General features: G+C 72.8%; 10 protein-coding genes. 7 read left to right on the top strand and 3 right to left on the bottom strand.

The features are described 5' to 3' along the window. Positions 1–8: 8 nt before the first annotated feature. Positions 9–461: a 50S ribosomal protein L9 gene (rplI, locus tag ACSRUE_RS13870; protein ID WP_441291399.1), complete on the top strand. Its 453-nt coding sequence runs from the start codon at positions 9–11 to the stop codon at positions 459–461. A 162-nt stretch (positions 462–623) separates the two neighbouring features. Here rplI and ACSRUE_RS13865 read toward each other — a convergent pair whose 3' ends face one another. Then, positions 624–1,544: a PfkB family carbohydrate kinase gene (locus tag ACSRUE_RS13865; RefSeq protein WP_441291398.1), complete on the bottom strand. Its 921-nt coding sequence runs from the start codon at positions 1,542–1,544 to the stop codon at positions 624–626. A gap of 505 nt (positions 1,545–2,049) precedes the next feature. Between ACSRUE_RS13865 and dnaB the strand changes: the two genes are divergently transcribed. The 6 genes from dnaB to ACSRUE_RS13835 all read left to right on the top strand — a co-directional run bounded on the left by dnaB (position 2,050) and on the right by ACSRUE_RS13835 (position 12,258). Next, the gene (gene dnaB, locus ACSRUE_RS13860; protein ID WP_441291397.1) at positions 2,050–3,552 is read left to right on the top strand and encodes a replicative DNA helicase; all 1,503 of its coding nucleotides are present in this window, start codon (positions 2,050–2,052) and stop codon (positions 3,550–3,552) included. 15 nt (positions 3,553–3,567) lie between these two features. Then, positions 3,568–3,996 (top strand): hypothetical protein, encoded by a 429-nt coding sequence (locus ACSRUE_RS13855; RefSeq protein WP_441291396.1) that lies wholly within the window; start codon positions 3,568–3,570, stop codon positions 3,994–3,996. Between the two features lie 44 nt (positions 3,997–4,040). Continuing rightward, the gene (locus ACSRUE_RS13850; RefSeq protein WP_441291395.1) at positions 4,041–6,839 is read left to right on the top strand and encodes a CehA/McbA family metallohydrolase; all 2,799 of its coding nucleotides are present in this window, start codon (positions 4,041–4,043) and stop codon (positions 6,837–6,839) included. 750 nt (positions 6,840–7,589) lie between these two features. Beyond that, positions 7,590–8,588 (top strand): L-threonylcarbamoyladenylate synthase, encoded by a 999-nt coding sequence (locus ACSRUE_RS13845; RefSeq protein ID WP_441291394.1) that lies wholly within the window; start codon positions 7,590–7,592, stop codon positions 8,586–8,588. Positions 8,589–8,744: 156 nt separating this feature from the next. Then, positions 8,745–9,947 (top strand): YcbK family protein, encoded by a 1,203-nt coding sequence (locus ACSRUE_RS13840; protein WP_437764617.1) that lies wholly within the window; start codon positions 8,745–8,747, stop codon positions 9,945–9,947. 253 nt (positions 9,948–10,200) lie between these two features. Further along, positions 10,201–12,258, top strand: coding sequence for a PrkA family serine protein kinase (locus ACSRUE_RS13835; RefSeq protein WP_272104360.1), 2,058 nt, complete (start codon positions 10,201–10,203; stop codon positions 12,256–12,258). A 139-nt stretch (positions 12,259–12,397) separates the two neighbouring features. Here the strand turns inward: ACSRUE_RS13835 and ACSRUE_RS13830 are convergent, their stop codons facing one another. Both ACSRUE_RS13830 and ACSRUE_RS13825 read right to left on the bottom strand, forming a co-directional pair. Then, on the bottom strand, positions 12,398–12,661 hold the full coding sequence (locus ACSRUE_RS13830) for a hypothetical protein (protein ID WP_441291393.1): 264 nt from the start codon (positions 12,659–12,661) through the stop codon (positions 12,398–12,400). Between the two features lie 33 nt (positions 12,662–12,694). Next, on the bottom strand, positions 12,695–13,450 hold the full coding sequence (locus ACSRUE_RS13825; protein ID WP_437764615.1) for a PP2C family protein-serine/threonine phosphatase: 756 nt from the start codon (positions 13,448–13,450) through the stop codon (positions 12,695–12,697). Positions 13,451–13,467: the final 17 nt, after the last annotated feature.

Below are 13,467 nucleotides of genomic sequence, written 5' to 3'. Positions count from 1 at the left end.
GGTCGATCATGGCAACCCACATCCATGTGGTCCTCACGGAGGACCTCCACAACGTCGGCAAGAGCGGCGAGCTCGTGAAGGTTCGCCCCGGCTTCGCGCGCAACTACCTCATCCCGCGCGGCCTCGCGGTGGGCGCCACCGCCGAGAACGTGTCCCGCATCGAGCACGAGAAGCGGGTCGCCGAGTCGCGCGCCGCCAAGACGCGCTCCGAGGCGGAGCAGCTCGCGGCCAAGCTCAACCAGGTCAAGCTCACGATCAGCCGCCCGGTCGGCGAGGGCGACAAGCTGTACGGCTCGGTCACGGCGCGCGACATCGAAGAGGCGCTCGCCGCGCAGGGCTTCAGCGTCGACCGGCGCCGCATCGAGACCGACGCGATCAAGTCGCTCGGCGCCCACCCCGTCGTGATCCGCCTCGCCCCGTCCATCACGGCGTCGGTCGAGGTCACGGTCGCCGCCAAGTAGCGCAGCGCCAGGGAGCGCGGCTCGACCCGCGCTCCCGCGCTTCCCCTCCCCTCTCTCCAGCCGCACCCGCGCGCCCTCTTGGGCCGCACCCGCGCGCTCCCTTGGGCCGCGCCTCCTTCGGCCGCACCCGCGCGCTCCCTTGGGCCGCGCCCCCGCGCCCCCTCAGCCGCGCTTCCGCCTCACCCACGCCCGCGCGACGTCGTGCCCCCGCGTCACCGCGCGCAGCATGAGCGCCGCGTCCCCCCACCGCGCTCGCTCCTCCCAGACGAGGCTCGCCAGCATCCCGGCGCAGAAGGCGTCGCCCGCGCCCGTCGGATCGTGCGGACGCACAGGGCGCGGCGCGACGGCGCGCTCGCCCCCGGGGCCGAGCAGGAGCGTCTCCCGCGCGCCATCGGTGACGACCAGCGTCGCCTCGGGGCGGAGGCGCTCGCGGAGCGCGCGCGCCGTCGTCCCCAGCACGTCGAGATCGCCTGCGCTGCACTTCACGAGGTCCGCCTGCCCGAACAGGCGGAAGCAGCCGCGCACGCCTGCGCCGGAAACCGGCGCGGCGCCGGCCTCCGCGCCGGCAACGGACGCGGCGCGCGCGGCGCGCGGCCACATCCGCGGGCGCGCGTTGACGTCGACCACGACGGCGCACCCTTCGCGGCGAGCGCTCGCGGCCGCCCGCGCGAGCGCGCCGCTCGCCCCGCGCACCGGCGCGATCCCGGTGAAGTGCACGACCCGGGTCTGCCATCGTTCCGGCAGCGCTGCAGCGAGCGCCTGCGCCTCGCTCTCGCCCTGCCTGTACCCGGCGAAGCGCGCCTCGCCGCGCTCGATCGCCACGAGCATGAGGCCTGTGCGCGCCGCGCTCAGCGAGAGCCGTCCCACGTCGATGCCGGCCGCCGCGACCTCGTCCCTCAGCCCGCGCCCCATCGCGTCGTCGCCCAGCGCGGCGCACAGCCCCGAGCGTATCCCGAGCCGGACGAGCGCCGTCGCGGTGTTCACCGCCCCGCCCCCCGGCACACGGCGCAGCAATTTCGCTTGCTCGAGCGGAATGCCTTCGGGCGCATAGAGATCCCACAGCGCTTCACCGACGCAGACCACCTCGGCGGGCTCAATCCTTGTATGGCGTGTTTTGTGATCCACAATGGCGGCTCCCCGCGATGGCTCACGCCGAGGCGCGAAGCGTCATCGCAGCTGAGTCAAGCTCGAAAAGAAATGGCGATGAGACCGGGGTTGCTCAATTTCCATACCTCGCCGCCGGCGGCGCCTCGCCGCGAGGCCCCTCGGCGGCGATCGCCGCCGAGGCCTCCGCGAAAGCGCCCGAGCAAGCCGCCGCGCCTGCCTCCGATCATGCCTCCGATCGTGCCTCTGATCATGGAAGAGCGCCCCCTCGACGTGAAACCTGCATTGGGATGCCGACCGCACGAACGCTCACTGCAATGCAAACAGAAACCCTTCTCAGCGCTGCCCATGTTCTGGTAGACGGAAATCGACCCTGCACCCGACGCCCCGGAGGAACGTTTCCCCTCCGGGGCGTCGCCCATTTCGGCACCTGTGGAAAAGCTCGGGGCGGGATGGGGGGAATCGGTGGGGAGGAGAAGCACGGATGATGAGAATGATGGAGCGCCGCGGCCAGCGGCCTCAGAGGATCGAACCTCCCATCGTCGCCGGACGCGTGCCGCCGCACGACCTCGACGCCGAGGCGGCGGTGCTCTCCGCCATCCTGCTGCACCGCGACGCGCTCGATCGGGTGCTCGAGATCCTGAAAGCGGACCACTTCTACAGCGAGGCGAACAGCCGCGTCTATGAGGCCGCGCAGGAGCTCGCGGCCGCCGGCACGCCCATCGACATCGTCTCGGTCGCGTCGTGGCTGCGCGACCGGGAGCGCCTCGTCCAGGTGGGCGGCGCGGCGTACCTCGCCCAGCTCGCGGACGCGACGCCCGCGGTCGCGCACGTCGCGGCGCACGCGCGGGTCGTCTACGAGAAGTGGCGCGTGCGGCAGCTCATCGCCACGTGCCAGCGCGTCGCGGCCGAGGGCTACGGCGACGTCGGGGTGGTGCAGGAGTACATCGACGGCGCGGAGCAGGCGGTCTACCAGCTCGCGCGCACGCCCCAGGGGACGGCGACCCAGCCGATCGCCCAGGTGCTCAAGGCCGCGTTCGAGCAGATCACCGCCGCCGCCGAGCGCGGCGACCGGATCACCGGCATCTCGACCGGGTACGAGAAGCTCGACGCCAAGACGGCCGGCCTGCACGACGGCGACCTCTCGATCATCGCCGCCCGCCCCGGCATGGGCAAGACGTCCTTCGTCCTGAACCTCGCCGTGAACGTGGCGTCGCCGCGCACCGTGAGCTCCCCGGGGCCCGACCAGTCGGGGCACGGCGTCGAGCGGCACGACCCCGGCTTCGGCGCCGCCGTCTTCTCGCTCGAGATGCCCCGCGAGCAGCTCGCGACACGTATGGTCTGCAGCGAGGGCCGCGTCGACGTCGGCAAGCTCCGCCAGGGCTTCCTGCAGCCCGACGACTGGCGGCGCCTGACGGAGGCCGCCTCGTTCCTGTCCACCCTGCCCATCTGGATCGACGACACGCCGGCCATCTCCCTCCTCGAGCTGCGCGCCAAGGTGCGGCGCATCCAGGCCGAGTACGACCGGCCGCCCAGCGACGGCAGCTCGGGGCGGCGCATCGGGCTCATCGTCATCGACTACCTGCAGCTCATGAAGGGGCGGGACGGCGTGAGCAGCCGCGAGCAGGAGATCAGCGAGATCTCCCGCGGGCTCAAGCAGCTCGCGAAGGAGCTCAAGGTGGCGGTCATCGCGCTCTCCCAGCTGAACCGCGCCGTCGAGACCCGGACCACCAAGGACAAGCGCCCTCAGCTGTCGGACCTCCGCGAGTCGGGCGCGATCGAGCAGGACGCCGACAACATCATCTTCATTTACCGTGACGAGTACTACAACCCGGAGACGACCAACCACAAAGGCATCGCCGAGCTCATCGTCGCCAAGCAGCGCAACGGGCCGACGGGCAAGGTGCTCACGCGGTTCACCTCCTCGTGCACCCGGTTCGACAACCTCGCGCCCGGCGACTACCCGGAGATGGCGGACGACGAGTAGGCTGCGACGCGCGACATGTCCGCCTGGTACGTCCCTGCCCTCCTCGCCGCGCTCTGCATGGCCGGTCACTACCTGATGCTGCGCGCGGCGGCAGGCCGGGTCGGAGACGCCCTTGGCGCGCTGTGCCTCGAGGGCACCGCGGCCATCGGGATCCTCGTCTTCTTCCTCATCCGCCCTGGCGCGGAGACGCCTCCGTCGGCCCAGGGGGTGCTCTGGGCCTGCGCCGCCGGCCTGTGCATCAGCGGCGTCGCGACGCTCACCTTCATGGCGCTCCGCATCGGCGGTCCGGTGACCGCGACGGGGCCGATCGTGTTCGCCGGCGGCATCGCGATCGCCGCGCTCTTCGCGCCGCTGCTCTTCGGCGAGGTGTTCACCGCGCGCCGCGCGCTCGGCGTCGGCCTGGGGCTCGCCGCCCTCTTCGTCCTCGCCACCGAGCGCTCCTGACCCAAGGCGCGCCGCGGCCGCGCATCGGAGTCGGAAGAGGATCGATGACCCGCTCGCCCGAGTGCCCCCGCCCCCCCGGAAGCCCCGCAGGGCGCGCGGCGCGCCGCGCCCTCCGCGCGGCGCGCCTCTTCGTGCTCGCGCTCGCGCCGGCGACCTGCGCGCCGCCCGTGCAGGGCGGCAGCGTCGTCGTGTCGTCCGGCGCTGTCGAGCGCCTCGGCATGCTCTGCCGGTGGGGCCGCGGCGGCGCGGAGCAGGGCGATCTCTGCCCGAGGGACGGCGGCGCCGCGCGGCCGGCGCGCGTCCGGCGGATCACGGGGCCCGCGGACGCGCTCTCCGGTCCGCTCGCGGCGGGGCGGCCCGGCGACTACGTGCTCGAGAACGACGAGATCGCCGTGGTCGTCGACCAGCCCGGCCCCGGGGCTGGCCTCGCCGAGAGCGGCGGCAACCTCATCGACGCGGCGGACGCGCGGGCGCGCCGCGACGAGCTCGGGCAGCTCGTCACGCGGCTCGGCGCGCCGCCGCGGCAGGTGATCTACCGCGACATCACGACGGGCGGCGGCGAGGACGGCGCCGCCTGGATCGAGGCGCGCGGCGCGGTGCGCGGGCGCGATCTCGCCGGCGGCGCGCTCTCCGTCACCACCCGCTACACGCTCCGGCCGCGCGACCGGGCGGTCCTGATCACGACGTCGCTCCGGAACGACGGCGACCGCCCGCTCGAGGCGCTCGACCTCGGCGACGTCGTCCACTGGGGCGCGGCGGAGCACGTCGCGCCCGGCGCGGCGCCCGGGCTCCGCGGCGAGCACGAGGCGCCGTACCTGGCCGGCGTCGGGGCCGGCGTCGCGTACGCGCTCGCCCCGGTGGGCGGCGCGGCGGTCCGCGCGCGGAGCGGCGAAGGCTTCAGCGACGCGACGTTCGCTCGGCAGGCCGCGCTGCCGCCCGGCGGGCGCGCCGCGTACCAGCGGATCCTCGCGATCGCGCCGCGCGGCGACTCGCTCGCCGTCGAGACGGAGCTCTTCTTCCTCGGCGGCGGCGCGCCCGGCGGCGTCGCGCTCGAGCTCGTGGACGGCCGCGGCGCGCCGCTCCCGCCCCTCGCCGGCAAGGCGACGCTGACGCCGATCGCCGAGGACGGCGCCGCGCCGCCCGCCGCCGCGCTCGATCTGTGGCTGCGGACCGGCGACGGCGCGCCGCTCGCCGCCGAGGCGCCGCCCGGCCTCTACCTCGTCGGCTTCGAAGGGAGCGGCCGCCGCGCGCTGGGGAGCGCGCGGATCCGGATCCGCGCCGGCGAGATCGCCCCCGCGCGGCTCACGCTGTCCGGCGCCGGCCGGCTCTACCTCTCGGTGCACGAGGGCGGCGCCTCGGTGCCCGCCGCGGCCCCCGATCCCCTCGGTCCGCTCGCGCCGGCGAGGGTCAGCCTCTTCGACGCCGCGACCGGCGAGGCCCTCTCGCCGCCCCGGCTCGCGCTCATGGGCGAGCTCGATGTCGCCCTTCCCCCCGGGCGAGTCCGCGTCGTCGCATCGCATGGCCCCGAGTACGCGCTCGCCGAGGCGACGGTCGACATCGCGGACGGCGGGACGTCGCGGCTCGATCTCACGCTGGAGCGGGTGGTCGACACGTCGGGCTACATCGCCTGCGACCTCCGGCAGCACACGGCGCGGAGCGCCGACGCGGGCGTCTCCTCGGCCGCGCGGCTCGCCTGGAACGCGGCGGAAGGCGTGGAGTGCGCGGTGGCGAGCGAGCACAACCTCGCCTCGGATCTCCAGCGGGACGTCGCCGCCCTGCGGCTCGAGACCCGGCTGCGCGCGCTCCCGGGCGTGGAGCTCACGAGCGGCCGGAGCGGCGCCGGGCTCGGGAGCCTCAGCGTGTTCCCGCTCGGCGGGGAGGCGGCCGCGCCCCGCGAGGGCGCGCTGCGGTGGGTCGACGAGACGGCGAGCGAGATCCTGCGCGAGGTGCGCGCCCTGCCCGGCGAGCGCGTCGTCCAGGTGAGCCGACAGCACGGCGGCGGCTCGCCGCTGCACGGATCCGGGGCGCCGCAGGCCGCGCCGGATCCGGGCCCGAGCCTGCTCGCGCAGATCGTCGGTGACGGCGCCGATGCCGTCGAGGTCTGGACCGGGCGCGACGCGGCCGCGCGGGACCGCGCGCTCGAGGATCTCTGGGCGTTGCTCCGCGCGTCCCACCCGGTCACGCCGACGGCGACCAGCGACAGCCACGGGCTGCGCGGCGCGGAGGCGGGTACCCCGCGCACCTACGTCGCCGTGGCCGACGATGATCCGGGCCGGCTCGACGTGGCCGATCTCGTCGCGGGCCTGCGGCGCCGTCGCGACGTCGTGATCACGAACGGGCCGTTCGTGACGATGCGCCTCGGCGACACCCGCCAGGGCGGCGTCGCCTCGGCGCGGCGCGGGTCCCGTGGCGGGCCGCTGTCGCTCTCGATCCGCGTCGAGCGCGCCCCGTGGGTCGACGCGCGCGAGCTCCAGGTGCTCGTCGGCGGCGTCGCGAGCGGCGCGCCGATCCCGCTGGAAGGCGTGCGCACGACGCCCGCGGGCGCGCTCCTCGACGAGATCGCGATCCCCGTCGTCCTCGGGGCCGGCGGCGGGCGACGACCGCCACGGCCCGACGCCCGCGCCGGCGCAGCGCTCGGCGACCGCGGGCCCGGGCAGAGCGCGCACGGCGCGATCTCCGTCGCCGAGGACACCTTCGTCGTCGCGATCGTCCGGGGGCGGCGCCCGCTCGAGCCGGTGCTCGCGGGGGACCCGGGCGAGATCCTCCCGTTCGCGATGACGGCGCCGCTCTGGATCGACGCCGACGGCGACGGCCGCTCCCTCGGCCGCGCCGCAGCGCCGTGAGCGCGGCGAGCTCCGTGGCGCGCCGGGCACGTCAGCGCAGCCCCGCATGAAGAGGGCAGCACGCGTTGCCGCAAGCTGGCCGGCGCCTGGCCCGGCTGTGCGGCATTACGTGCAGCTGTCCAGCTTTGCTTTCAAATCGTCAAGTGCGCAAAGACGCAAGGATGTACGAAATTTGTTCTTTTTGCGGCTTTGCGCCTTTGCGACGTTGCGTTGAAATCTCTCTCCCCATCCCTCGCCGGACTCCTGGTGAGTGGAACCAGTACGCCCGGAGGACCGGTGGCTGGAGCTCCAAGACGACGCGAGCTGCCCACCCTTCCGATACGAGCGCACCGACGGCGCCAGTGGATCTGTACGATTGATACGGCGCCCTTGGCGCGTGCACGTCGAGAAAAGACCTGTACCAAAGGTCACGACCAGCGCCGGCGCTCGTTTGCGAGGCCGCGGATAGGTCACGACCTATCGCGGAGGATCTTTTCGGCCCCGGAGACAGGTCCCGATCTGAGGAAATGGATCTTTTCATACAAGTGCCCAGGTCGCGACCTCGCCGCCGGCTCGCGAACAGCCTCCGCCCCAGGTCGCGACCTCGCCGCCGGCTCGCGAACAGCCTCCGCCCCAGGTCGCGACCTCGCCGCCGGCTCGCGAACAGCCTCCGCCCCAGGTCGCGACCTCGCGGGGGCATCCAAACGGGCGGCCGGAGGGGATCGCTTTTCGTTTGCCTCCCGCGCGCCCGGGCAACATGGACCGCGGCGCATGCGAACCGAGCGGCTCGCCGCTGACGCGGCATCCATCGCGCGGGCCGCCGAGATCCTCCGCCGCGGGGGGCTCGTCGCCTTCCCCACGGAGACCGTGTACGGCCTCGGCGCGCGCGCCGACGACGCGCGCGCGGCGCGCGGCATCTTCGAGGCGAAGGGGAGGCCGCCCGGCAACCCGCTGATCGTCCACGTCCCCGATGTCGCGTCCGCCCGCGCCCTCGCGGACGGCTGGCCGCCGGACGCGGAGCGGCTCGCGCACGCCATGTGGCCGGGGCCCCTCACCCTCATCGTCGCGCGCCGGGCCGACCGCGTCGCCGACGTGGTCGCCGCCGGCGGGCCGACGGTCGCGATCCGCATCCCCGTCCACCCGGTCGCGCGCGCCCTGCTCGACGCGGTCGGGCTGCCGATCGCCGCGCCGAGCGCCAACCGCTCCACCGAGATCTCGCCGACCACCGCCGAGCACGTCGAGAAGAGCCTCGGCGGGCGCATCGACGCGATCCTCGACGGCGGGCCGACCGCCGTCGGCATCGAGTCCACCATCGTCGACGTCACGCGCTCGCCCGCGCGGGTGCTCCGCCCGGGGCACGTCACGGCCGAGGCGATCGCCGCGCTCGTGCCGCTCGCGCCGCTCCAGACGACCGCCGGGCTGATCACTGCCCCGGCCGAGCGCGCCCCGTCCCCGGGGACCCACGCGCGCCATTACGCCCCCCGCGCGCAGGTCGCGCTGGTCCCCGCACAGGACGTCCGCGGCGCGCTCGATCGCGCCGCGCGGGCCGGGTCGCGCGCAGGCGCCGTCGAGCACGGCAGCCGCACCGCGACAGGGCCGCACGCCGAGCTCCTCCCCGGCGATCCCGCCGGCTACGCCGCGGCGCTCTACGCCGCATTGCACCGGCTCGAGGACGCCGGCTGCGACGTGATCGTCATCGCCGCCGTCCCCGAGGGTCCCGCGTGGGACGCGGTGCGGGACAGGCTGACGCGCGCCTCCGCGACGCCCTGAGCGAGCGCCGCGCGCTGGCAACAGCGCCGCCGCGGGGCCCCGATCGCCCCGCGGGTGTGTTTTCATCCACCGCGCTGGCGGTTTGTGGCAAATCAGGGTCGCCCGCCCGCTGGGTGAGCTACCTTCCTCGCCCCACCCGCGCCCCTCGTCGATCCCATGCCGGCAACGTCCCGCGCCGCCGTCCACAGCCTCGCGACCGCCCTCGGCCTCGCCGCGTCGCTCGTCGCCGCCCCCCAGCGCGCCGGCGCCAGCCTGCTCGACGAGCCGCCGAGGCGCGCGAGCTTCAACCTGAACGAGACGGTCGCGCCGGAGCTGCCGCTCCTCCGCGCCTTCCACAACGCCGCCGTCGAGCGCCCCGGGCCGTTCCGGCTCTACCTGAGCAGCGCCTACGGGAAATGGCGGCAGCAGCCGTGGTGGCAGCTCGCCTGGGGCGGCGCGCGGCCGGACGCCGCGGACGCGCTCGGCGAGCACGCGCTCGCCTCCCCTGCCCTCGGCTCCACGGCGTTCGCGAGCGCCTGGTCCCCCTTCACCCCCTTCGAGCCGCCCGGCACCCTCCACCTCGAGCCGGCCGCGCCGGCGTGGTTCCGCCAGCTCGATCCGATCCTCGGCCCGCCGGTGCTCGCGACCACGGGGCCGAGCCTCTCCTCGAACGGCTTCGATCTGCTCTGGGATCCGCCGAAGAAGCAGCCGCTCGACTGGCGTTGCCGCAGGGGCCCGGTCCGGTTCGCCCGGTACGGCGGCCAGCACGACGCCTTCGAGCTGGTGCGCTGCGACGGCTCCGTCGCGCCCGGCGCGCTGGATCGCCTGTCGATCATGGCCCGTCCGCCCGACGCGCCCGACCCGGGCGCAGAGCTCCCCGACGAGCCCGACGCCGACACCTGGCAGCGGGCGCTCGAGTGGGTGCCCCAGGTCCGCCTCGTCCACCCGCGCCTGCTCTGGCTGCTCCAGCAGATCGCCGACGCCTTCCCGCGCCGCGGGCTCCACATCTTCAGCGGGTACAGGCCGCGGGCGCCGACGACGCGCGACGCGCCGGCCGCGCGCAGGCCGACCTCCGGCACGCACCACAGCCAGCACGCCGAGGGGCGCGCCATGGACATCCTCGTGATGGGCGTCCCGAACACCGCGCTGTTTCAGTTCTGCCGCACGCTCGACGACGTGGGCTGCGGGTTCTACCCGAACAGCAAGTTCGTCCATGTCGACGTGCGCCGCCCCGGCGCCGGGCGCGTCTTCTGGATCGACATCTCCGGCCCCGGCGAGCCGTCGGAATACGTCGACTCCTGGCCCGGCGTCGTCGAGAGCGGCGGGCTCTCCTGGGGAGGCGCGCAGGGAGCGCGCTCCGGCGGGGCCACGCCTCGCTGACGTCGCCTCCCCGCGGTCGACCTCGCACCTCCACCCGCGCGACCGGCTGCTCCGCCGCGCGCTCCCGTTCCGGGGGATGGATCACGCCTCGGGGCGCGGTGACTTGCCTCCCCGAGATCGGTGTTAAGCTTGGCGTCTTCCCCCTGGGCGCGCGACGCGAGACGGGGGCGGAGCTCGGCGAGCCGAGATCTGTCCCCCGCACCTCCGGCGGCCATGGCCGCCCCGCGATCGCCCTGGAGAAAAAGGGTGCGAAATGGGCGAGTTGCGGACAGGGATGGTTGAGAAGATCGCGGCGATGCAGGACTTCGCGCTCTACCGCGATCTCGCGTGGGAGGGCACGTTCGAAGAGTACCTCCAGATCGTGCGCCAGAACCCGCAGGTGACGCGCAACGCGTTCCAGCGGGCGTACGACATGATCATCCGCTACGGCATCGAGGAGTACACGGACAACAAGAAGAAGCTCATCCGGTACAACTTCTTCAAGGACGAGATGCACGGCGGCGCCGACGCCGTGTACGGGCTCGACATCCCGCTGATGCGGCTCGTCCACGTGCTCCGGGCCGCCTCGGAGGGCTACGGCCCGGAGAAGCGCGTCATCCTGCTGCACGGCCCGGTCGGCTCGTCGAAGTCGACGATCGCCCGGCTCCTCAAGAAGGGCATCGAGCACTACTCGACGACCCCCGACGGCGCGCTCTACACGTTCGACTGGGTGAACCTCGACGACGTCGGCATGGCCGGGACGGAGAGCGCCCGCTTCAAGTGCCCGATGCACGAGGAGCCGCTGCGCCTCGTCCCGCCGGCGTGGCGCGACCGCGCGTTCCGCGAGCTCGGCCTCTCGAGCGCGCAGCACCACGTCCGCACCGAGGGCGACCTCGACCCCGCGTGCCGCTTCATCTTCAACCGCCTGATGGACAAGTACGGCGGCGACTGGTCGAAGGTGATGCAGCACGTGCGCGTGCGCCGCCTCGTGCTCAGCGAGAAGGACCGCGTCGGCATCGGCACCTTCCAGCCGAAGGACGAGAAGAACCAGGACTCGACCGAGCTCACCGGCGACATCAACTACCGCAAGATCGCCGAGTACGGCTCGGACTCGGACCCGCGCGCGTTCAACTTCGACGGCGAGTTCAACATCGCGAACCGCGGCATCGTCGAGTTCATCGAGGTGCTGAAGCTCGACGTCGCGTTCCTCTACGACCTGCTCGGCGCGTCGCAGGAGCACAAGATCAAGCCGAAGAAGTTCGCCCAGACGGACGTCGACGAGGTCATCATCGGCCACACCAACGAGGCCGAGTACAAGAAGCTCCTGAACAACGAGTTCATGGAGGCCCTCCGCGACCGCACGATCAAGATCGATATCCCGTACATCACGAAGGTGTCGGAGGAGATCCGGATCTACGAGAAGGACTTCAACAAGGAGAAGATCCGCGGCAAGCACATCGCCCCGCACACGCTCGAGGTCGCCGCGATGTGGGCCGCGCTCACCCGGCTCGAGGACCCGAAGAAGCACAACCTGTCGCTCGTCCAGAAGATGAAGCTCTACGACGGCAAGGTCCTGCCCGGCTACACGCAGGACACCGTGAAGGAGCTCCGCAAGGAGGCGTCGCGCGAGGGCATGGAAGGGATCAGCCCCCGCTACGTGCAGGACAAGATCTCGAACGCGCTCGTCAACGACCTCGGCGAGGGGACGATCAACCCCTTCATGGTCATGAGCGAGCTCGAGAAGGGCCTCCGGCACCACTCGCTCATCACGAACGACGAGCAGCGCAAGCGCTTCACCGAGTGCATCGGGATGGTGAAGCGCGAGTACGAGGAGATCGTCAAGAACGAGGTGCAGCGGGCGATCAGCGCCGACGAGGACGCGATCCAGAAGCTCGCCGCGAACTACATCGACTCGATCAAGGCCTACACCCTGAAGGAGAAGGTGAAGGACCGCTTCACCCGCGAGGACGTCGAGCCCGACGAGCGGCTGATGCGCTCGATCGAGGAGAAGATCGACATCCCCGAGAACCGCAAGGACGACTTCCGCCGCGAGATCATGAACTACATCGGCGCGCTCGCGGTCGACGGCAAGAAGTTCGAGTGGCACACGAACGACCGGCTGCGCCGCGCCCTCGAGCTCAAGCTGTTCGAGGATCAGAAGGACGCGATCAAGCTCCAGACCCTCGTGTCGAGCGTCATCGACAAGGAGACGCAGGAGAAGATCGACATCATCAAGACCCGGATGATCAAGTACTTCGGGTACAACGAGGTCTCGGCGCGCGACGTGCTCGACTACGTCGCCAGCATCTACGCGCGCGGCGACACGAAGTGACCCGTCGCGGGGGCGCGGCGGCGCTCTCGGCAGCGCGCGCCGCGCCGCTCGCCCCCCCATCGGTCACCCACGTGAACGTTCGAATGTAGGAAGAAACGCGGCGCGGCGCTTCGTTACCGCCTGCGACCAGCCCCGAGGCTCAGCCTTCGCGCCGGAGCCTCGCGAGCTCGCGCTCCAGCGAGGCCACCATGCGCTTGAGGTCGCGGACCTCCTCGACGGTCGCCAGGCCCATCGCCTTGGCGAACGTCTCCTTCTGCTCCGCGGTGAACGAGGAGACCCGGCCGGGCACGCTCATCGCCGTCATGAACAGCCGCATGAACCGCTCGTCCTGCATCAGCTTCGCCACGTTCGGGTTCGCGGCGAGCTTCATGCCCTCGGTGACCAGTCTGTCCTTCAGCGCCATGCGGGCAGCGTAGCCGACTTTCGCGCGGGCGCGTCAGCCCACCTCGACCAGCACCGCCGTGATGTTGTCCCGCCCCCCGCGCCGATTCGCGAGGTCGATGAAGAGGTCGACCGCCGCGTCGCCGCCCTTCGAGGCGATGCTCGCGACCTCCTCCTCGGCGTGGAGATACCCGTGCAGCCCGTCGGAGCAGAGCAGGTATCGATCGCCCTCCTCCACGGCGACGATCGAGGTGTCGACCTCGACGTAGTCCCGGTTGCCGACCGCGCGCGTGATCACGTTGCGGTGGGGCGAGCTCTTGGCCTCGTCCACGGAGATGAGGCCGTTCTTGATCTGCCACGCGATCAGCGTGTGATCCTCGGTCATCTGCACCGCGGTCCCGTTGCGGACCTGGTAGATGCGGCTGTCGCCCACCTGGCCGGTCACGAGCGCGCCGCCGACGATGAGCGCCGCGCTGATCGTCGTGCCCATGCCGCTCTTGTCGCGATCGAGCTCGGCGATCGCGAAGACCATGTACGTCGCCGCCTGGATCGCGCCCTCGAGGATGCGCAGCACGGCGCGCGCCTTGGGCTGCGTCAGCGGCTCGTTCGGATCGCCGATGGCAGGCAGGCCCCGCTTCACCATGCCGTAGATCGTCTCGACCGCCTCGGCGCTCGCGACCTCGCCGGCCGCGTGCCCGCCCATGCCGTCCGCGACGATGTAGAGGCGGAGCTCGTCGTCCCGGAAGAACGCATCCTCATTGGCGCGCCGGTGGCGCCCGACATCGGTGCGGCCAAATGATTGGATCCTCATCGAGCTTGCCCGGTCCT

Origin of the sequence: Sorangium sp. KYC3313 (genome assembly GCF_052075895.1) — a bacterium.
GTDB classification, from domain to species: Bacteria; Myxococcota_A; Polyangia; order Polyangiales; family Polyangiaceae; genus Sorangium; species Sorangium cellulosum_B.
Note: the sequence above shows the minus strand (reverse complement) of the source record. Positions and strands in the feature narration are given on the sequence as shown.

Excerpts from the sequence above, each read along its gene's own strand:
- rplI (WP_441291399.1), top strand. The coding sequence starts at position 9 with ATGGCAACCCACATCCATGTGGTCCTCACGGAGGACCTCCACAACGTC.
- dnaB (WP_441291397.1), top strand. The coding sequence starts at position 2,050 with ATGATGAGAATGATGGAGCGCCGCGGCCAGCGGCCTCAGAGGATCGAA.
- ACSRUE_RS13855 (WP_441291396.1), top strand. The coding sequence starts at position 3,568 with ATGTCCGCCTGGTACGTCCCTGCCCTCCTCGCCGCGCTCTGCATGGCC.
- ACSRUE_RS13850 (WP_441291395.1), top strand. The coding sequence starts at position 4,041 with ATGACCCGCTCGCCCGAGTGCCCCCGCCCCCCCGGAAGCCCCGCAGGG.
- ACSRUE_RS13845 (WP_441291394.1), top strand. The coding sequence starts at position 7,590 with ATGCGAACCGAGCGGCTCGCCGCTGACGCGGCATCCATCGCGCGGGCC.
- ACSRUE_RS13840 (WP_437764617.1), top strand. The coding sequence starts at position 8,745 with ATGCCGGCAACGTCCCGCGCCGCCGTCCACAGCCTCGCGACCGCCCTC.
- ACSRUE_RS13835 (WP_272104360.1), top strand. The coding sequence starts at position 10,201 with ATGGGCGAGTTGCGGACAGGGATGGTTGAGAAGATCGCGGCGATGCAG.
- ACSRUE_RS13830 (WP_441291393.1), bottom strand. The coding sequence starts at position 12,661 with ATGGCGCTGAAGGACAGACTGGTCACCGAGGGCATGAAGCTCGCCGCG.
- ACSRUE_RS13825 (WP_437764615.1), bottom strand. The coding sequence starts at position 13,450 with ATGAGGATCCAATCATTTGGCCGCACCGATGTCGGGCGCCACCGGCGC.